Raw genomic sequence first — 18576 nt, 5'->3', positions numbered from 1 at the left:
GCTCGCTCACCCGCGGCGAACCGTTGATCACCCGGGAGACCGTGCCTCGGCCGACTCCCGCCAGGGCCGCGACCTCCTCCAGAGTGGGCCTGCCGCCGCTCTGCCGTCCTCCGCTCACGCTCTTGAACTCCCCTCGTGTGCCCTCGCACTCCGCGTCGGGCGCGGGCCCGGCCTGTTGATCAGGTAAGTAGGACGGTGCACCCGCCCCGTAGCCGTGGGACACGTTACGCCGACTGGAGTGGGAGCGCTCCCACCCTACCCCCAATCCCCTCCCGCCACCACGGTCGCGTTCACAACCCGACGCGGGCAGTGCGCCAGAGAGGGGAGCCCTCCGCTCCCGAGGCTCCTACGTAATGAATTCGCGTTCATCTCTTGACACCCGTACCCGCCAGGCAGCAACCTTCCGGAACGATGTGGGAGCGCTCCCATCCAGGGGTGCGACAACGGCCTTCACATCCGGTCCGGGCGGGCCCCTCGCCGAGCCGCGAACAGCCCGCCGGACCCCCTGGCGCACAACGAGCACCACCTTGGACGAGGAGAGTGGAATGCGTACTTCCAGCAGCAGACACGGACGCGGACGCCGCACCGTGATCAACGCGGTCGCCGCAGTCGCCGTCGTAGCGACCGGTACGGCCATGCTCGCCGGCTGCGGCGGTGACAGCGACACGGGCAAGGGCGACGGTGCGGCCGGGGGCGAGCAGATCACGCTGCGGATCGGTACCTTCGGTTCCTTCGGCTACGACGACGCCACCGGGGCCAAGCTCTTCGCCGAGTACACGAAGACCCACCCGAACATCAAGATCGAAGAGTCGAACGTCGCCGACGGCCAGAAGTACTGGGACACGCTCAAGCTGCGCCTCTCCCGCGACAGCGGTCTCGCGGACATCCAGGCCCTGGAGGTCGGCTACATCGCGGAGGCCACCGGACCCGCCATGGCCGACAAGTGGACCGACCTCGGCAAGACGGGCGGCGCCGACCTCGGCGCCTTCCTCGACTGGAAGGTCAAGCAGGCCACCACGGCCGGCGGCCAGGTCATCGGACTCGGCACGGACATCGGCCCGATGGCCATCTGCTACAACAAGGACCTCTTCGCCAAGGCCGGCCTGCCGACCGATCGCACCGAGGTCGCGGGGCTCTGGGCGGGCGACTGGGCGAAGTTCATCGCCGCGGGCGAGACGTACAAGAAGAGCGCCCCGGCCGGGACCGCCTTCCACGACTCCGCGAGCGGCCTGTTCAACGCCGTGATCTCCAGCGAGCCGGTGCAGTACGCCAACGCCAAGGGCGAGCTGGACTACGAGAACAGTCCGGGCGTGAAGAAGGCGTGGGACACCGCCGTGGCGGCGGCGAAGGGCGAACTGACCGCGAAGCTGCGCCAGTTCGACGAGAAGGGCACCTGGAACGCTGCCTTCAAGAACTCAAAGTTCGCCACCGTGGCCTGCCCCAGCTGGATGACGGGCATCATCAAGGACCAGGCGGGCCCCGACAACCAGGGGAAGTGGGACATCGCCGCACCGCCCGTGGCCGGCAACTGGGGCGGCTCCTTCCTCGCCGTCCCGAAGTCGGGCAAGCACACCAAGGAGGCGGCCGAACTCGCCGCCTGGCTGACCGCTCCGGCCCAGCACGCCAAGGTCTTCGGCGTGAACGGCAACATCCCCTCCTCCAAGGACACCCTCAGCTCTCCGGCGGTGCAGGGCGCGAAGCTGCCGTACTTCGGTGACACTCCGGTCGGCAAGATCTACTCGGAAGGCGCGGCCCGCATCACGCCCGCCCCGATCAGCCGCTGGGACGGCCAGGTGAAGACCTTCCTCACCGACAACGGCATCCTCGACATCGAGCAGCGCGGCACCGACCCGGCGAAGGCCTGGGAGAACGTCAAGAAGCTGGTCGCCGACAAGATCGACAAGTAGCGGGGCACGCGGCGGCGGCCCGCCCCCACCCGCCCTCACCGCCTCCCGCCGCCTCCCTGCGGGTGGCGGCGGGCCGTCGCCGTCCGCACCACCGCACCACCGCACGCATCGACCTGGAAGGACGCCCCCGTGGCCACCTCCGTACGGGCGACCAGTGGCGGCTCCCCGCCGCCCGCCGCACAGCCCCCGGCCCCCGGCCCCGGCTCCCGCAAGCAGCGGACCTCCGGCCGGGGCGGACTGCGCAGTACGCTCTACCGCCTGGACCTGAAGGCGGTCCCCTACCTCTTCCTCGCCCCCTTCTTCCTCACCTTCGCCGCCTTCGGCCTCTTCCCGCTGATCTACACGGGCTGGCTCTCGCTCCACCGGGTGGAACTCGGCGGCAGCGCGCAGTGGAAGGGGCTGGAGAACTACACCTCCCTGGCGGACAGCGAGTTCTTCTGGAACGCCCTCGCCAACACCTTCACCATCGGCGTGATCTCCACCGTTCCCCAACTGCTGATGGCCCTCGGCCTGGCCCACCTGCTCAACTACAAGCTCCGTGGCCGCGGCTTCTTCCGCGTGGCGGTGCTCGCCCCGTACGCCACCTCGATCGCGGCGGCGACGCTCGTCTTCGCCCAGCTGTTCAACACCGACTACGGGCTGATCAACACGGCGCTGGGCTGGGTCGGCTTCGAGCCGGTGGCCTGGGAGTCCTCCAAGTGGCCTGCTCAGATCGCGATTTCGGTGATCGTGACGTGGCGCTGGACCGGCTACAACGCCCTCATCTACCTGGCCGCGATGCAGGCCGTACCCCAGGACCTCTACGAGGCGGCCGCGCTGGACGGGGCTTCGCGCTGGCGCCAGTTCCTCAGCGTGACCATTCCCTCGATCCGGCCGACGATCCTGTTCACCATCATCGTCTCGACCATCGGGGCCACCCAGCTCTTCGGCGAGCCGATGCTCTTCGGCGGCAGCGTCGGCATCAGCGGCGGCAGTGGGAACCAGTTCCAGACGCTGAGCCTGCTCATGTACGAGAAGGGCTGGGTCACCGGCGCGCTGGGCCAGGCCTCCGCCATCGCCTGGGTCATGCTCCTGCTCCTCCTGCTCATCGGCGGCCTCCAGGCTCTGGTCTCCCGCTCGAACCGCAACCGCAACCGCAACCGCAACCACGCCGGCCGCATTCGCACGAAGGCGGGGAGCTGAATCCATGAGCCGCACACTCGACACGACCGCCGCCGGTGCGCCGCGCGCCAGGCGCCTTCGCCCGTCGGCCGGCCGCCAGCACCACGCCGGACCGCTGACCTACGTCCTGCTGGGCCTGGCCGCGCTGGTGTCCCTCTTCCCCCTGTACTGGAACCTCGTCGCCGCCTCCCATACGGGCGAGCGCGTGGTCGAGGCCCCGGCCCCACTCCTGCCCGGCCCGCGGCTCTTCGACAACCTCTCCTTCGCCTGGAACCAGGTCGACATGGGCGAGGCACTGGTCAACACCACCATCGTGGCCGGGCTCGTGGCCCTGTCCACCGTCCTGTTCTCCACCCTGGCCGGCTTCGCCTTCGCCAAATTGGCCTTCAGGGGCAAGGGCGCGCTGCTGGCGCTGGTGGTGGCGACCATGACGATCCCGCCGCAGCTCAGTGTGATCCCCCTCTACCAGATCATCACCGACCTCGGCTGGGTCGACCAGTTGCAGTCGGTCGTCCTGCCCTCGCTGGTCGCGGCGTTCGGGGTGTTCTTCATGCGCCAGTTCCTCATCGAGGCCTTGCCCGTGGAGCTGGTGGAGGCGGCCAGGATGGACGGGGCGCACAGCCTGCGCATCATCTGGCACGTGGTGTTCCCGGTGGCCCGGCCCGCGATGGCGGTCCTGGGAATGCTCGTCTTCGTCCAGGCCTGGAACGACTTCTTCTGGCCCTTCATCGCACTGACCCCCGACGGGAACCCCACCCTCCAGGTCGCCCTGGCCGGCCTCGGCGCGGGCAACCACACCGTCGACCAGGCCGTCGTGCTGACCGGCGCGCTCATATCCACGCTGCCGCTGCTCCTGGTCTTCGCCGTACTCGGCAAGCACATCGTCGGCGGCATCACCGCCGGCGCCGTCAAGAACTGAAGGCGTCCGCCGAGGACGACCGTACCGCCGGTCCGTCACCCTGCCTTCCGACACGACTTCATCCGGCACCACTTCATCCAAACCTGCGTTGGGAGCGCTCTCCTATGACCGCGTCCGAGACCCGGCCACTCCCGGCCACCCGCACCTTCCCGCCCGACTTCCTGTGGGGCACGGCCACCGCCGCGTACCAGATCGAGGGCGCAGCCCGGGAGGACGGCCGGACCCCGTCCATCTGGGACACCTTCTCGCACACCCCGGGCAAGGTCTTCGAAGGCCATACCGGTGACGTGGCAGTGGACCATTACCACCGCTTCCCCGAGGACGTCCGGCTGATGTCCGAACTCGGCCTGGGCGCCTACCGGTTCTCCGTGTCCTGGTCCCGCGTCCAGCCCACCGGCCGGGGCCCCGCCGTCCAGAAGGGCCTGGACTTCTACCGCCGGCTCGCAGACGAACTGCTCGCCGCCGGCGTCACACCCGCCCTCACCCTCTACCACTGGGACCTCCCCCAGGACCTGGAGGACTCGGGCGGCTGGCCGGAGCGCTCCACGGCCGAGCGGTTCGCCGAGTACACGGGCCTGGTGGCCGACGCCCTCGGAGACCGGGTGAAGCACTGGATCACCCTCAACGAGCCCTGGTGCAGCGCGTTCCTCGGCTACGCCTCCGGCGTGCACGCCCCGGGCCGGACCGACCCGGTCGCCGCTCTGCGCGCCGCCCATCACCTCAACCTCGGTCACGGCCTCGCCGTCCAGGCCCTGCGCGCGGCGCTGCCCGGGGACGGTCAGGTCGCGGTCTCCCTCAACCTCCACGAGGTGCGCCCCCTGACCCCGTCGGCCGGGGACCGGGAGGCGGCCCGGCGCATCGACGCCGTCGGCAACCGGATCTGGCTGGGCCCGATGCTGGAGGGCGCCTACCCCGAGGACCTGCTCGCGGACACCGCGCACCTGACCGACTGGTCCTTCGTACGGGACGGCGACACCGCCACGGTGCACCAGCCCCTGGACCTGCTCGCCGTGAACTACTACACCCCGACGGTCGTCTCGCACGCGGCGGAGGGCGGAGCGGTGCCGCAGGACGACGGGCACGGCAACAGCGAGCACTCGCCATGGCCCGGTGCGGAGGGCGTGGCCTTCCACCGGGCGCCGGGTGAACGTACCGCGATGGACTGGCCGGTCGACGCCGGCGCCCTGTACGACCTGCTGACCCGGACCGCCGCCCGCTACCCCGGGCTGCCGCTCTTGGTCAGCGAGAACGGCGCCGCCTACGAGGACGAGATCGGCCCCGACGGCACGGTCCACGACCCGGAGCGCGCCGCCTACGTCCACGCCCACCTCGACGCGGTGCACCGGGCGATCACGGCCGGGGCGGACGTGCGCGGGTACTTCCTCTGGTCGCTGCTGGACAACTTCGAGTGGGCGTACGGCTACGCCAAGCGGTTCGGCGCCATCCACGTCGACTACGACACCTTGGAGCGCACACCCAAATCGAGCGCGCACTGGTACTCCCGCGTGGCCCGGACAGGAGAACTGCGCGCTCCCGGCGAGGCGTAGCGGTCGGTGCCGGTGGCCTCGCCAGCAGCCCGAGCCCACCGGCAGGCCGCCGGCACCAGGAAGGCATCCACCGGAGTGGGCCGGCCCCACACCCGGTCCGCCCATGTCGTCCCGTGCTCTTGCCGGTCGGTGATGAGCCGGTCGTCGTGGGCCGAGGACTTCGACAACCCGACTGGGAACGACCAGGCCGTGACGAACGATTGCCGACCATGCCGTGACGACGCAGGACAGACCTGCCGGGCCTCGATTGTGCATCGCAGGCACCGTGTGATGATGTGCGTCCACCCCGGGGAGGCGATGGTGCTGAGAAAGGGCGCGCGGTGGGCCGCGGGCGCAATGACCGCGGTCTGCTTGGCACTGCTGCTGGGCCCCAGCAGCGAACCGGGCGGAGGCGTTCCGGTCGGCAGGCCGCTGCCGCCCGATGCCGCCGAGGAGGTCGTACCGGACCGGGTCGCCACGTGGAACATCTGCAATCCGTGCGGGGGCGGGCACAATTTCAGCCGGGCGACACAGATCGCCACGTATGCACCGCAGGTCATAGGCCTCCAGGAGGCGTGCGTTCGTGACGTCGAACAGATCCGTACCTACCTGGAAGAGGTCTACGGGCTGACTTACCGGGTCGAGTACGGGACGGTCCTGCGGAACTGGAACCGCTGCGGTGGGCTGCCGTGGCGGCCGGGCGGCTTCGGCCAGGCGATCCTCTCGGCGGCGCCGATGACCGACCGGGTGAGCGTCGAATACCCCGACGGCGGCTCCGAGGACCGCGGCTACCTAGCCGTCACCACGTTGGTGGGCGGCCGACCCGTCCGCGTCTTCAACACCCACCTCGCCGAGCGCCGGCAGGGGGCGGTGCGGGCGCGCCAGGTGGCGGTACTCGCCGGGGAAGTCGCCCGTCACGACCGCGCGATCGTCCTCGGCGACTTCAATGCCGTGCCGCACGCGCCCGAACTCGGCCCGATGTGGGCCCTGGCCCTGGACACCGACACCGACTGCCGTCCCTCGACCGCCAGCACCGGCACTTGCACGGCGACCACCGACTGGAACAGCAAGTTCGACTACGTGTTCCTGCGCGGCATCATCCCGCGCACACACCGGGTCCGCCCCAGCCCGTACTCGGACCACCACTTGCTGTACACCGACCTGAACCGGGGCTGACGGCCTTCGTGCATGGTTGGCGTGAGGACGTGGTCGGCTGTGGATCGGCCTGTTGATCATGTGCGTGTGGCGGGCAGTGCGGGGCGGGAGTGCGTCGGCTGCTCGCCGCCGGGCTCCCGCTGCCGGTCAGCGCGGCTGGTGGGCTTGTTCGCCCTTCGCGGTGAGCATGTCGATCAGGCCGTGACTCGTGTTGTCGGCCGAGGAGAACTCGTAGAGCTCGGCGCCTTCGAAGGTCGCGTCCTCGGTGCTGCGGAGGAACATGTCCTGCTCGTACCGGATGAGGGCGGCCTCGATGTCGTCGGGGTGGGAGGCGAGGGCCTTGCCGAGTTCGGCGCCGTCGAGCAGGGCCAGGTTGGCGCCTTCCCCGTTCGGGGCCGCGAGGTGGGCGGCGTCGCCGATCAGGGTGACCCCCGGCACCCGGTTCCACTGGTGCCCGGTCGGCAGGGCGTAGTGGGGGCGCAGGACCGGCGCTGTGTCGCCGTCGGTGATCAGGGCGGTGAGTTCCGGTGCCCAGCCGTCGAACTCCGCGGCAATGCGTGCGCGGGCCGAGGCCTCATCGGTGAAGTCGATGGCGGCGAACCAGTCCTGCGACCTGGCCAGCGCTACGTAGGTGTGCAGGGTGTCGCCGCTCTCCCGGTGGGCGAAGATCTCCCTGCCCGGTGCGGGCGCGATCAGCATCCCGCCGCCGACCGCCTTCGCGGCGGCGGGATGCCGGGTGTCTGCGTCGAAGAGGTACGTCTCGACGAACGCGGTGCCGGTGTACTCGGGTACGGCGGCAGAGAGCAGCGGCCGGACCCGTGACCACGCGCCGTCCGCGCCGACCAGCAGGCTGGTGACCACCGTGCCGCCGTCGGCGAACGTCACCTCGTGGCGGCCCGAGCCGAGGGCGCGGGTGCTGCTGACCTTGTGCCCCCAGCGGACGGTGCCGGCGGGCAGCGAGTCGAGCAGGATCCGGCGCAGTTCACTGCGCTGCGCCTCGGGGCGTCCGCCCGTACCGTCGTCGGCCTTGTCGAGCAGGACGGTCCCGTCCGGGTCGATGACCCGCATCGCCTGGCGGCCTTCCAGGACGATGGCGTGGAACTCGTCCATCAGGCCGGCCGCCTTGAGGGCGAGCTGTCCGTTGTAGTCGTGGATGTCGAGCATCCCACCCTGCATGCGCGCAGACGGGGAGGTTTCCGCCTCGTAGATTGTGACCGGGATTCCGTGGACGTGAAGCACGCGGGCCAGCGCGAGTCCGCCGAGTCCCGCGCCGATGATCGTTACGGGCGTGTGCATGGTGGCTCCTTCGGGATCGGGCCGCCCGGCGAACTCCGGCCAGCCGTCCCTGGAAAGGTGCCAGGCCTCGCCTACGAGCCCCCGACATCGGGCCGATAGCACCCGACAACACCCCGACAGGCGGCCGACAATGCGAGTCGGCCAGACCCGGACGGGTCTTGGGCCGGAGCACAGGATCAGATCAGACGGAGGCCGTGTTCCCCCAGCTCCTCCTACGAGCGCTCAAGTTTGGGGCGTCGCTCGGTCATCCTCAACGAAGGCGTCCTTTTCGGGTCCGATGTGGCGAAGGACTGTTTCAAGATCGCCCGTGCCGACGAGCCCGTCGATGACCCTGACCATCGACGGCACACCGGCCTCGCGGACGATGAGGCCGTCCCAGACCCACCAGTAGTCGCCTTCTGGTTCGCCTGCCTGCCGCTGACGGTCCATGATCCGATGCACCTCATCAAGAGTGAACATGGTTCCGCACCAGCGATCGCCGTCATCACGGGTGACCCACATGTCCACGTTGCAGACCTCGTCGAGGTCCTCTCCCTCATCGGGTACGAAGCAGATCTCGTACCCGTCACGCCTGACTCGGTAGAAGGGGCCGTCCCACATAGTCGCTCCCTAGCGCTCTGCCGCACGCCGTCCTCGCGAACCAAGCCGGACGGCCCACCACTACAACACGCCTCGCCAATGGGTGCTGGCTGGCTGTCAGCCGAGGAAGACCCGCCCGGCGGACATCCAGCGCTCTTCGGTCGAGTGGACGCTGGAGGAGCTGACGCTCCACCGGTAGCCGGCGAAGCCGCCCGTCGTGTTGTCCGAGTAGAAGATCATGTGGCCGTAGCCGACGCCGGTGCCGACGGCCCAGTCGGTCACGTTCCCCGCGGCGTCAAGGATCGGCTGGTGGCGGGAGTCGGGGAAGGCCTCGTAGTTGGCGAGGTTGCCGTTCTTCGGATCACCGTGCGGAATGTGTGTGCAGTCGATGATCTCGAAGATGCGCGGTGTCACGTTGTCGCCGAGCTTGGCGTCCACGACGCTGTTCCGGAAGATTCCCTTGGCCTTGCGGACCATGACGATGTGCCCCGTGTAGGCACTGTTGGGGTCGTTGTAGTCGATCGCGACCAGATCGCCGGGTCTGAGGTTGACCGGCTTTTTCACCTGCTGGATGTTGAGGATCTCCGCGGCGCCCTTGAAGCCGGCCTGATACTCCTCCGCGCTCGGGGACCACTTGCTGCCGCCGGTGGGGAGGCTCGGGTAGAAGTTGTCGTGGAAGTACTGTTCTGTCGCCCACCCGGTAGAGGTGCCCTCGCCGTACGCGCGCATGAGCGTCTTCGTTATGAACGTCGAGCACTGGGCCAGCGCCCGGTATTGGCCGGCTTGGCCGGGGCTCCCCCAGTTCAGCACGGTCGACCGTGGGTCCCCGGCCAGCTTGTACTCATTGGCCGGATCCGTGTTCGACGGGACCGACAGCGGCAGCATCCGCAGATAGTCGATCATCTGCTCGGCCTCGATCTGATGCGGAAGCGTCGGGAGGTACGGATCGGCTGCCGGAGCCGACGACGTGGACTCGGCATGTGCCGGACCGGCGACGCCGGCCAGGACGCCGCCGGCCGCGAGTGCGGCTCCGCCCGACATCAGTCCGCGTCGGCCCAGGAGGCGTGGGGTGTTCAGGTTCAAGACTGTGCTCCATTCGAGATTGCCTACTCGCGAAAGCCGCCGTCGCTGCGGGCAGCGCCAACTCCGGGGACTGAACATCCGTGGTGGAGGCAGGGTTTCGTTCGACGAGTCACAGCGTAGGTGAGGCCGTACTTTCGTTTGAATGCGGCCGGTGGGCCGTGGCCGAGGCGTGCCTCGCCTGCGGAACCGCCGCGGACTTCGGCGAAGGTGACGGCTGTGCGTTCGGACATCCAGCACGCGGCCGTTCGACCTGCTTCGTCGGCCACAGGAAGGCAGCCTGGCTGCCGACGCGCTGGTGCTGACGGATCTCGACAGCCCTTCCTCGGCACCAGGTCATCGTCCGCTCACGAAACCTGCCCACCAGTGCTCTCCGTTGTTGCCTACGCAGCCAGGCGTACGGCTTCGGACCCGACCCAGCGGTTCCGGGGGCGCCCGCCGGCCTCAGTTCCCCGCAGGGAGCGGAGACGGGCGGACAGGGAAGGTCGGGAAGGCGCCCTTGGGGGGCGGGGAGGGGGCGGGGGTGAGGGTGGGGCAGACGCGGCGGAAGGGGACGCCCGGGGCCATCCGCTCCCATTCGGCGAGGGTGGGGTTGGCCGCGGCGAGGCGGCAGGCGCGGCCGACCGGGTCACTCAGGGTGGCGCCGAGCTGGGCGATGCTCCAGCGGACGGCCTGACCGGGGTAGTTGTACGTGGTCAGTGTGGCGCCGTCGGAGGAGATGCCGAGGGCGCGTGCCTCGTCGTCCAGGGTGAGCGTCGCGACGGGGTGCGGAGCGGTGGGGTCCCACACGTCCCAGGCCAGGAGCCGGGTGCCGGAGCCGGCGCCCGTGAGCAGTCGGCCGTCTGCGCTGAACGCGTACGGCCCCGTCTCGCTCCCCTCGGGGAGGTGGCCCCGGAACCGGGGCCGGGCCGGGTCGGAGACGTCGTAGAGGAAGCCTCCCCTTTCACCGAAGTCCGTGACCACCAGGCGGCCGCCCGCCGCCCATCGACGGGGACATGCTCGCCGTCGCGGATCACGCGGCCGACCTCGCGAAACGCGGCGTAGGTGGCGTTCTTATGGGAACCCGAGCGCAGCCGCTTGAGCGGCGGGCCAGAGTCCGGCTCCGAGCAGAGTTCGGCTGTCCGCACTCCCACATGCCCGGACGGGAGTAGTCACAGCTGAGGCTGTGGATGCCGGTGGCCGTTGCCCATCAAAGCCGAAGAGGTATGGACCGTCTGCGAGGACCGGGATCAGTGCGTGCGTACGCCGTCAATGGCGATCGACAGCAGGAGGTCTGCCTCGGCCTGGCCGTCGATCTCCCGCTCGGTGGCCAGCGCGATGGCGCCGACGAGCTTCAGCAGTGGCGCGACGGTGATCCCGGCGCGCACTGCACCTGCCGCTTGAGCGCGCACAAGGAGGGCCTCCCCGGCAGCGGTGATCAGGTCGTGGCAGGTCTCCCCCAGCGCGGGGTCCCCGTCCCGCATCAGCGAAGCCCCCAGGCCTCGGTTGGCCACGGCGTGCGCGCCGACGGCGTGCAGCCAGGTGGACAACGCCTGGCCAGGGTCGGAGTCGGGGTCAGGGTCGGCGAGGAGGCGGTCCGCCTTCGCGCACAGGGCCACCACCCGCTCCTTGAAGACCGCCTCCAGGAGTGCCTGCCGGGAGGGGAAGTGACGGTGCAGGGTGGCCGAGCCGACTCCGGCACGGCGGGCGACCTCCTCAAGGGAGGCGTCGGCGCCATGCTCGGCGATCAAGGACCCGGCGGCGGCCACGATCTTCTCGGCGTTGCGACGGGCGTCGGCCCGCCTCGGCCGACCTGGCGGTGCGGCGGCGTCCTTGGGCACGCACTGCGGAACGGGAACCTGTCCACCGGGCTCGCGCCGGAGGTCCCCCAGCAGATCATGGCCGTCGACGATGTCGGCGCCGTCACAGCGCTGGCGTTCTCCCGGCCGAAGGAGTGGATCGGCAGGGCCGTCTCCCTGGCCGGGGACGAACTCACGCCGGTTCAGATCGCCGCGGCAATCGGGAAGGCGCTCGGCATACCCCTGCCCTACGTTCAGATCCCGATCGACGCGATCCGGGCCCTGAGCGAAGACTTCGCCTACGCCAACGAGTGGCTCAACGAGCACGGCTACCGCGCGGACATCCCCGCCACCCGGGAGATCCACCCCGGCACGATGGACTTCCGCACGTGGCTGGAGCGCACCGGCGCGTCCCAGATCGCCGTGTTCCTGAACTCCGTACGCACCACAGGGCAGGACACATGAGCGCCCGCACTCACCGCCTCGGGCGCGCCGGGATCTGGGCGTCGGATTTCGACCACCCCTCCGCGCCCGAGGTACGTACGGCGGAACTTGCCTCACATACCTGACGCAACGGCATGTGCCCTGAACTTCGGTGACGCGGTCGTGGACGAGGTAGGAACACGTCAGCCCACGCGGAGACCGACCGCCAGCGTCAGTTCGAGGACCCGGTGCGGCGAGGCGAGATCCGGAAACAGCTCCCGCAGCTGCGACATCCGGTACCGGACGGTCTGGGGATGGACGAACAGCGCCGCCGCCACCTCGTCCCGCCTGCCCTGGTGCAGCAGCCACGCCCGCAACGTCTCCTCCAGCCGCCGCGCGGTCGCGGCGGGCAAGGTCCGCAACGGTGCGAGGGCTCGGGCACGCAGGTCTGCGAAGGCGTCCGCGTCGGCGCTCAGTACCAGCTCGGGCAGGTGGTCCTCGGTGTCGCGGATGTCGGAGGAGAGAGAGCGCGCGCGTGCGGCTCGCGCGTACGAGTCGGACCCACGGGTCCAGGGCCGGGGCGGGCCGACCACGGCGGTGCGGTCGGTCAGCTGCCGCAAGAGACGTGACCGGTCGGCATCGGGGACGAGCAGCACGCCGGAGGCGTCCGGCAGATCGTCGAGGACCAGGGTGCCCGGGTCGAGCGAGCGGTAGGCGGGCCGGGCCTGGGCGGCGGGCAGCAGGACCGCGGTCAGCGAAACCGGCGGCTGCCACCCGGCCCGCCCAGCGGCGGCAAGGAGTACGTCCGGGCTCGCGCCGGCGAGGAGGTCGCGGGCCAGTTGTTCCAGGTGGCGCTCGTGGGCGCGGCCCCGGGCGGCCAGTTCGTCGGCGTGGCCCGCGGCGCTCGCGGCGGAGAGCTCGTCGATGTAGGCGAAGGTCAGCTCGGCGAACTTGGCGACCTCGGCGGCGGGCAGACCTGCGGGTACGGCGCCTGCGGCCAGGCCTCGCCAGGCCACGCGGGCGCCGACCCGGTAGGCGCTGAGCAGAGCGTCCATGGAACGGCCGTCGCGTACCTCGCCGCGGCCCAGCTCGTAGGCCGCGTCGCGGGCGTCGCCGCCCGTGGCGTTCCCGCTCGCGAGGTCCAGGTAGAGGCCCAGGGCGGTGCGGACGGCTCGGCGGATGGTGGCGCCCATCCGGCCCGAAAGGGCGTTGGCGTAGGGAGGGACCTCGTCGATGATCGCCTGGACGACCTCGTCGGCGGTGGTCCTCAGCGCGGCCCGAAGCGCGGTGACCGTCGTCTCATCCAGGACCAGTTCGCTGGCCCTCCGGACTGCATGGCTCACGTTTTGTTCCTTGCGAACAATTCAACCGATCAGATTCACGTCCTGCGGACAGGACTTTACCCTCTGAAGCGCATCAAGCTGGGGTCATGACGAGTGCAGCCCTCCGCAGTAGGGCGTGGAAACTGCTGGAGATGGTCACGACGCCGCTGCTGCCGTCGGACTACCTCGACCTGGTCAGCCCGCTGCGTGCGGGTGCCGACCTACGGGGGCGCATCGAGGCCGTGCAGCCCGAGACGGATGACGCCGCGACCATCGTGATCAGGCCGGGCCGGGGCTGGCGCGGTCACACGGCCGGTCAGTACGTACGGATCGGGGTCGACGTCGACGGGGTGCGCCTGTGGCGTGCCTACTCGGTCACCTCGCCGACGAACCGCCAGGACGGCCGGATCGCGATCACCGTGAAGGCGATCCCGGACGGCAAGGTCAGCAACCACCTGGTCCGCAGGGCGAAACCGGGCACGCTGATCCAGCTCGATCAGGCGACCGGTGACTTCGTGGTGTCGGAGACCAAGCCCGCCAAGGTGCTCTACCTGACCGCCGGCAGCGGCATCACGCCGGTCATGGGGATGCTGCGCGACATCGAGTTCGACGACGTCGTCATGATCCACTGCGCACCTCGGCCGCACGATGTGATCTTCCGCAACGAGCTGCACGACTTGGTCGCGGACAAGAAGCTGCGGCTCACCGAGGTGCACACCGACACGGACGGCCTGCTCGACATCGGCCGTCTCGGCGAACTCGTCCCCGACTGGGCCGAGCGCGAGACCTGGGCCTGCGGGCCCGCGGGCCTGCTCGACGCCGCCGAAGAGCACTGGACCGAGCACGGCGTCCCGGAGCGCCTGCACACCGAACGCTTCCGCCCCAGCATCGTCGTCGCCGGCGACGGTGGCGAGGTCACGTTCAGCACCACCGGCAAGACCGTCGACGCGGACGGCGCCACGCCACTGCTGGACGTCGGCGAGGAGGCCGGCGTGCTCATGCCGTCCGGGTGCCGCATGGGCATCTGCTTCGGCTGCGTCACGCCGCTCAAGGCGGGCGCCGTCCGCGACCTGCGCACCGGCGAGATCACCGAAGCCGAACCGGGCGTCCTCATCCAGACCTGCGTGTCCGCCGCGGCGGGCCCCTGCGACATCGAACGGTAGGAGCACCTTGACCGCCATCGACCCCACCGCCCACCTGACCGCGGAGCAGATCGAGGAGCTCGGCCGCGAGCTGGACGCGATCCGCGACGAGGTGATCGCCAGCCGCGGCGAGAAGGACGCCGCCTACATCCGCAAGGTCATCTCGGCGCAGCGCAAGCTCGAACTGGTCAGCAGGGGCGTACTGCTGTTCTCGATCTTCCCGCCCGCGTGGCTGATCGGCACCGCCGGTCTGTCCGTGGCGAAGATCATGGACAACATGGAGATCGGCCACAACATCCTGCACGGCCAGTGGGACTGGATGCGGGACCCGAAGATCCACTCCACCACCTGGGACTGGGACCACGTCTCGCCGGCCGAGCAGTGGAAGCACTCGCACAACGAGCTGCACCACACGTACACCAACGTGATGGGCAAGGACAACGACCTCGGCTACGGCATCATGCGCGTCGACGAGGACCAGAAGTGGCACCCGTTCCACCTCGGCCAGCCGCTGTGGAACTTCATCAACGCCTGCTTCTTCGAGTACGGCATTGCCGCCTACGACCTGGAGCTCGGCAGGAACCTGAGCAAGCGCCGCCGCAAGAACCCGGAGTTCCGCGCGCGGGCCAGGGCCGTGGGCCGCAAGATCCGCAAGCAGGTGCTCAAGGACTACGTGATCCACCCGCTGCTGTCGGGCCCGTCGTTCCTCACCACGCTCGCCGCCACGTTCACCGCGAACCTGGTCCGCAACATCTGGTCCCACTCGGTGATCATGTGCGGGCACTTCCCCGAGGGCGTGCAGGTCTTCGAGCGCCGGTCGATCAAGGGCGAGACGCGCGGCCAGTGGTACCTGCGCCAGATGATGGGCTCGGCGAACATCAGCGGCAGCAAGGCCATGCACTTCATGACCGGCAACCTGTCGCACCAGATCGAGCACCACCTGTTCCCGGACCTGCCGAGCAACCGGTACGCCGAGGTCGCGGTGAAGGTGCGCGCCTTGTTCGAGAAGTACGAGCTGGACTACGTCACCGGGCCGCTGCCCAAGCAGGTGTACTCCGCGTGGCACAAGGTCTTCCGGCTCTCCCTTCCGAACAAGAAGCCCAAGGTCAAGACGCCGGACCGCGAGCAGGAGCTCGTCGCGGCCTGACTCCCGCTACTGGTTCGGACCCGGGCCCTTCGGTACGGGCCCGGTCAAGGGCTGCGAGCCCACAACTCACTGCAGGAGAGCCGCACCCCACTCATTGGACGTCACTGCTGGCACCGCCCGAACGTCACCACGTAGGTCGCGGCGCCGCTCTGGCCGGCTCCGGCCGGGTCCGCGGAGCCGGCCAACGCCGCGCTACCGATGTCGCGCAGCGTCCCGTTGAGGATGTTCGCCCGGTGTCCCGGGCTGTTCATCCACCAATTGACGGCGGCGCTCGGCGTGCCCGAGGTGCCCCAGCCGGTGTACGTGATCTCAGCGACCTGCCACGATCGGGGGTTGGGGCAGTAGCCGGCCCCCATGATGCGGCTCTGCGGTGTCGAGCCCGTCTGTGGGTTGGTGTGCGAGTCCTTGCCCGGCCCCCACCACTTCAGTTGCACGGCCGCAGCGGCATGCTGCTGGGCCGCGGTGTTCAGAGCGGAGTTGACGGTGAGCGCCGGCAGCCCGCGCTGCGTACGCTGCGCGTTGATCAAGCCCACAACGTCCCCGGGCTGGGCAGCTGCGTCCGAGGACGCGGCAACGGGGGCCAGCGTCGCCGCCAGGATGGCGGCAACGGCCGGACCGATGAGCCTCCGGGTCCGTGAAGCAGTGCATTTCACGAGGTACACCTCCCGCGACCACGAACAGTGGTTTCGAGCGCTTGGGTGAGGCGACCAGCCGCTTTCGCTTCGACGTCACTTCCAGGCTGCCATCCGCACCACCCAACCGCCATCGGAGGCCGGTCCGACCGCTGCCGGGGAGGAACGGCCCTTCGGTGAAACGAATGGGCCAGCGCCCCGGAACGCTTCCCGGAACACCTCGCCGCCGCGCGGGCCTACTACGGGCAGCCCGGAACCCTGGCCTCGCCGCAGCACGCCACAAGCCGGTCGGGCAATGGCTGACCGACATCCGCCAGCCCGGCAGACTCGGTAAAGGCCCCGCACGGGCCGAGCGGCGGGCCGCCGCCCTCGCTGCGATCGATAAGTACTGGAACCCCGCCATCGGCGGGTGGACCGTGGACTGGCAGCGACACTACGCCTACCTACCGGCTGCTGGCTGCAAAGCACGCTTCACAGGGGCAACGGCAGCCCCGCGTTGGCGCGCGGCCTGCCACCCCGGAGGGCCAGTGCCACCATGTGGTGCTGGCCGCCTCTGCGGTGCCCCGCAGCCGGCCGGCTACGCAAGCGTCACCCGCAAGCCACCCCGCCCCGACCGGAACCCCTCGATCACCCCGCACCTCCCTCACCACGGCCAACGGCGCAGTTCCCGGTGCGTTCAGCCGGCCCCACCGACGCCCCGAACACCCCCGCCGTCAGAGCGGCCAGCTCGTCGGCATCCGCAGCGGCGGCCTGGAACACGCCGAGGGGCACGTGCCGGTCGAGCAGGGCCGGCAGGTCCCGGCGCCGCGCGAGGCAGCTACGTGGTCCGGGTGCACGGCGGGGAACTCACAATCCCCGCCGAGGCGGACCAGCAGGCCGCCCCCGCCGAGGTGGCCCGACCGCCGAGCCCCCGGAGCGTGCGCAGCAGATCGCCGACCCCATCGACGAATGCAGAGGCCTACTCACGGCAGGCACCGACATGGACGCCGTCCAGCAGCATCTGGCAGACCGAGGCGTCCCCATCATCAGCGCCATCCTCATCACCACCAGACTCCTCGGCGACCACCCCAGCACACTGCAGGCCGCACGAGAGATCGTCGAATGCAGCCCAGCACGCACACCCGGCGCTGCCATAGGGGTCTGTCCGCAATGTCAGTTGGGAGCCATAGCCGGAGGCGTCGAGGGTGACCGTGACTTGGTAGTGGCGGGCTCATTTGTCGTATCGGGATCGGTGGTGTCCAGCGCGTTGGGGCCGCGCTCCTCAAGCCCGCCGAGCACCTGGCGCAGGCCCTCCGAGCCCTTCCACGGATCCGCGCACCATTTGCTGTGCCGAACCCACCGCATGTGGGCCAGGTCCAGGACAGGCTCCGCGGCAAGGTCGTCATCGTCCCTTGAGCCCGGGCGGCGGCTTCGGGCGCCGCGCCAGGTCGTCAGGCGGGCTGGACGGTGATCGTCCAGAGGCGCTTCGTGGCCCGGGTAAGGGCCACGTACAAGTCCCTCTCCCCACCGGGGCGGGCCGTGATGATCTCCTCGGGGTTCATGACCACGACCCCGTCGAATTCCAGGCCGCGTGCTTCGGACGCCGGCACGATGCGTGCGAGGTGAGCGATGCCCTGGGCCGTCAGCTCGCTCACCCTGCTGTCCGCGCAGACCACTCCCAGAAGCTCGCGCGGGTACGCGGTGCTCTGTGCGCGGAGTTCCTTACAGGCCGTCAAAGCGGTAACCGGACTGACTCTCAGTCCGTTCGGCGACTCGCGTTGGATTCTTCAGCTTCGTTCCACATGACTGACATGGCGCCGACCGGTGCGAATTCGATCTGCGGGTCGGAACTGTGGACCAGACACATCACGCGGCGTCCGAACAAGGCGGCCCGGCGGGCGTTGTCAGCAATGATGTCCAGGATCACCTGCGCGCTCTCCGGCTGCGCTGCAGCGAAGACGTCGAAGTTGGTGAAGACCAGGACCAGACCGGTGGCCTGCGGGGGGATGCCGTATGCGGCGTAGGCGGCGACATCGCCGAAGCAGTCGTTGAACGCGTCGAAGCTGCGCCCGTAGAAGTTGGGGAAATCCAGGGCGGCACCGATCGCTCTGAGGGCGTCGCCCGCCGATGGCCAGGCGGCCGCGTCCAGACTCGTGACGTGGTAGCCGTGCTCGTCCAGCCAGACTGTGCGCTCCTCCAGCAGGTCCCGGCGCCAGAAGAGCGTGACGAAGGTGTTCGTCACGAGGCGGAAATCGGGGTCGCGCTCGGAGTCAGGGGTGAAGGCGGCCATGCCGTAAACCCTAAAGGTTCGTTGACGAGGACCGTCACCTGCAGGTCTGCTGGCCCCGTGCCCCGCCTTCGCATCGAAAAGGTGGACGGCGACGCCACGGTCCACGACTGGCAGCACGACACGACAGTACGCCCGCCCACGGGTGAGACGGCGGCGGCAACCGTCATCGCCCGCGTCCTGCCCGACCACCGCGGCCAGGGGTTCGGCGCAGAGTTGTATGCGCGTGACGCATCGCGCTCC

General features: G+C 69.8%; 17 protein-coding genes and 1 pseudogene. 8 read left to right on the top strand and 10 right to left on the bottom strand.

The window, feature by feature from the left end; translation table 11 throughout:
- Positions 1-118 (bottom strand): LacI family DNA-binding transcriptional regulator (locus ACZ7GJ_RS28590; protein WP_470755784.1); only part of this gene is annotated, 118 nt, incomplete at its 3' end.
- Positions 119-545: 427 nt separating this feature from the next.
- Here ACZ7GJ_RS28590 and ACZ7GJ_RS28585 point away from each other — a divergent pair.
- From ACZ7GJ_RS28585 to ACZ7GJ_RS28565, 5 genes are all read left to right on the top strand, one after another.
- The gene (locus tag ACZ7GJ_RS28585; protein WP_470755778.1) at positions 546-1907 is read left to right on the top strand and encodes an ABC transporter substrate-binding protein; all 1362 of its coding nucleotides are present in this window, start codon (positions 546-548) and stop codon (positions 1905-1907) included.
- A 129-nt stretch (positions 1908-2036) separates the two neighbouring features.
- On the top strand, positions 2037-3089 hold the full coding sequence (locus ACZ7GJ_RS28580) for a carbohydrate ABC transporter permease (protein WP_470755777.1): 1053 nt from the start codon (positions 2037-2039) through the stop codon (positions 3087-3089).
- A 4-nt stretch (positions 3090-3093) separates the two neighbouring features.
- Positions 3094-3987 carry a carbohydrate ABC transporter permease gene (locus ACZ7GJ_RS28575; protein ID WP_470755776.1) on the top strand — a complete coding sequence of 298 codons (894 nt, stop codon included), beginning with the start codon at positions 3094-3096 and terminating at the stop codon, positions 3985-3987.
- Between the two features lie 104 nt (positions 3988-4091).
- On the top strand, positions 4092-5534 hold the full coding sequence (locus tag ACZ7GJ_RS28570; protein ID WP_470755775.1) for a GH1 family beta-glucosidase: 1443 nt from the start codon (positions 4092-4094) through the stop codon (positions 5532-5534).
- A gap of 297 nt (positions 5535-5831) precedes the next feature.
- On the top strand, positions 5832-6689 hold the full coding sequence (locus tag ACZ7GJ_RS28565; RefSeq protein WP_470755774.1) for an endonuclease/exonuclease/phosphatase family protein: 858 nt from the start codon (positions 5832-5834) through the stop codon (positions 6687-6689).
- Positions 6690-6815: 126 nt separating this feature from the next.
- Here the strand turns inward: ACZ7GJ_RS28565 and ACZ7GJ_RS28560 are convergent, their stop codons facing one another.
- The 5 genes from ACZ7GJ_RS28560 to ACZ7GJ_RS28540 all read right to left on the bottom strand — a co-directional run bounded on the left by ACZ7GJ_RS28560 (position 6816) and on the right by ACZ7GJ_RS28540 (position 11443).
- Positions 6816-7964 carry an FAD-dependent oxidoreductase gene (locus ACZ7GJ_RS28560; protein ID WP_470755773.1) on the bottom strand — a complete coding sequence of 383 codons (1149 nt, stop codon included), beginning with the start codon at positions 7962-7964 and terminating at the stop codon, positions 6816-6818.
- Between the two features lie 222 nt (positions 7965-8186).
- Positions 8187-8564, bottom strand: a complete 378-nt coding sequence (locus tag ACZ7GJ_RS28555; protein WP_470755772.1) for a hypothetical protein — start codon at positions 8562-8564, stop codon at positions 8187-8189.
- 96 nt (positions 8565-8660) lie between these two features.
- On the bottom strand, positions 8661-9626 hold the full coding sequence (locus ACZ7GJ_RS28550; RefSeq protein WP_470755771.1) for a hypothetical protein: 966 nt from the start codon (positions 9624-9626) through the stop codon (positions 8661-8663).
- A gap of 441 nt (positions 9627-10067) precedes the next feature.
- The gene (locus tag ACZ7GJ_RS28545) at positions 10068-10586 is read right to left on the bottom strand and encodes a hypothetical protein (RefSeq protein ID WP_470755770.1); all 519 of its coding nucleotides are present in this window, start codon (positions 10584-10586) and stop codon (positions 10068-10070) included.
- 266 nt (positions 10587-10852) lie between these two features.
- The gene (locus tag ACZ7GJ_RS28540; protein ID WP_470755769.1) at positions 10853-11443 is read right to left on the bottom strand and encodes a TetR/AcrR family transcriptional regulator; all 591 of its coding nucleotides are present in this window, start codon (positions 11441-11443) and stop codon (positions 10853-10855) included.
- On the opposite strand from ACZ7GJ_RS28540, the gene ACZ7GJ_RS28535 reads away from it, so the two are divergent.
- On the top strand, positions 11339-11866 hold the full coding sequence (locus ACZ7GJ_RS28535) for an NmrA family NAD(P)-binding protein (protein WP_470755768.1): 528 nt from the start codon (positions 11339-11341) through the stop codon (positions 11864-11866). The two genes, ACZ7GJ_RS28540 and ACZ7GJ_RS28535, sit on opposite strands and share 105 nt — an antisense overlap.
- Positions 11867-12027: 161 nt before the next feature.
- Here the strand turns inward: ACZ7GJ_RS28535 and ACZ7GJ_RS28530 are convergent, their stop codons facing one another.
- On the bottom strand, positions 12028-13167 hold the full coding sequence (locus ACZ7GJ_RS28530) for a PucR family transcriptional regulator (protein ID WP_470755767.1): 1140 nt from the start codon (positions 13165-13167) through the stop codon (positions 12028-12030).
- Positions 13168-13253: 86 nt separating this feature from the next.
- Here ACZ7GJ_RS28530 and ACZ7GJ_RS28525 point away from each other — a divergent pair, with 86 nt between their 5' ends.
- Positions 13254-14309, top strand: coding sequence for a ferredoxin reductase (locus tag ACZ7GJ_RS28525; protein WP_470755766.1), 1056 nt, complete (start codon positions 13254-13256; stop codon positions 14307-14309).
- Positions 14310-14316: 7 nt separating this feature from the next.
- Positions 14317-15435 carry a fatty acid desaturase family protein gene (locus tag ACZ7GJ_RS28520; protein WP_470755765.1) on the top strand — a complete coding sequence of 373 codons (1119 nt, stop codon included), beginning with the start codon at positions 14317-14319 and terminating at the stop codon, positions 15433-15435.
- A gap of 101 nt (positions 15436-15536) precedes the next feature.
- On the opposite strand, the gene ACZ7GJ_RS28515 is transcribed toward ACZ7GJ_RS28520, so the two are convergent.
- The 3 genes and pseudogenes from ACZ7GJ_RS28515 to ACZ7GJ_RS28505 form a co-directional block, all read right to left on the bottom strand.
- Positions 15537-15968, bottom strand: a complete 432-nt coding sequence (locus ACZ7GJ_RS28515; protein ID WP_470755764.1) for a CAP domain-containing protein — start codon at positions 15966-15968, stop codon at positions 15537-15539.
- 1529 nt (positions 15969-17497) lie between these two features.
- Positions 17498-17779: pseudogene (locus ACZ7GJ_RS28510) on the bottom strand (ATP-binding domain-containing protein); the annotation flags it as partial.
- A 23-nt stretch (positions 17780-17802) separates the two neighbouring features.
- Positions 17803-18336 (bottom strand): barstar family protein, encoded by a 534-nt coding sequence (locus tag ACZ7GJ_RS28505; protein ID WP_470755763.1) that lies wholly within the window; start codon positions 18334-18336, stop codon positions 17803-17805.
- Positions 18337-18576: the final 240 nt, after the last annotated feature.

The organism is Streptomyces sp. NPDC037242, from assembly GCF_055604165.1.
This window is presented reverse-complemented; position numbering and strand designations above follow the sequence as displayed.

Excerpts from the sequence above, each read along its gene's own strand:
- ACZ7GJ_RS28585 (WP_470755778.1), top strand. The coding sequence starts at position 546 with ATGCGTACTTCCAGCAGCAGACACGGACGCGGACGCCGCACCGTGATC.
- ACZ7GJ_RS28535 (WP_470755768.1), top strand. The coding sequence starts at position 11,339 with ATGCTCGGCGATCAAGGACCCGGCGGCGGCCACGATCTTCTCGGCGTT.
- ACZ7GJ_RS28555 (WP_470755772.1), bottom strand. The coding sequence starts at position 8,564 with ATGTGGGACGGCCCCTTCTACCGAGTCAGGCGTGACGGGTACGAGATC.
- ACZ7GJ_RS28565 (WP_470755774.1), top strand. The coding sequence starts at position 5,832 with ATGGTGCTGAGAAAGGGCGCGCGGTGGGCCGCGGGCGCAATGACCGCG.
- ACZ7GJ_RS28560 (WP_470755773.1), bottom strand. The coding sequence starts at position 7,964 with ATGCACACGCCCGTAACGATCATCGGCGCGGGACTCGGCGGACTCGCG.
- ACZ7GJ_RS28505 (WP_470755763.1), bottom strand. The coding sequence starts at position 18,336 with ATGGCCGCCTTCACCCCTGACTCCGAGCGCGACCCCGATTTCCGCCTC.
- ACZ7GJ_RS28570 (WP_470755775.1), top strand. The coding sequence starts at position 4,092 with ATGACCGCGTCCGAGACCCGGCCACTCCCGGCCACCCGCACCTTCCCG.
- ACZ7GJ_RS28525 (WP_470755766.1), top strand. The coding sequence starts at position 13,254 with ATGACGAGTGCAGCCCTCCGCAGTAGGGCGTGGAAACTGCTGGAGATG.
- ACZ7GJ_RS28575 (WP_470755776.1), top strand. The coding sequence starts at position 3,094 with ATGAGCCGCACACTCGACACGACCGCCGCCGGTGCGCCGCGCGCCAGG.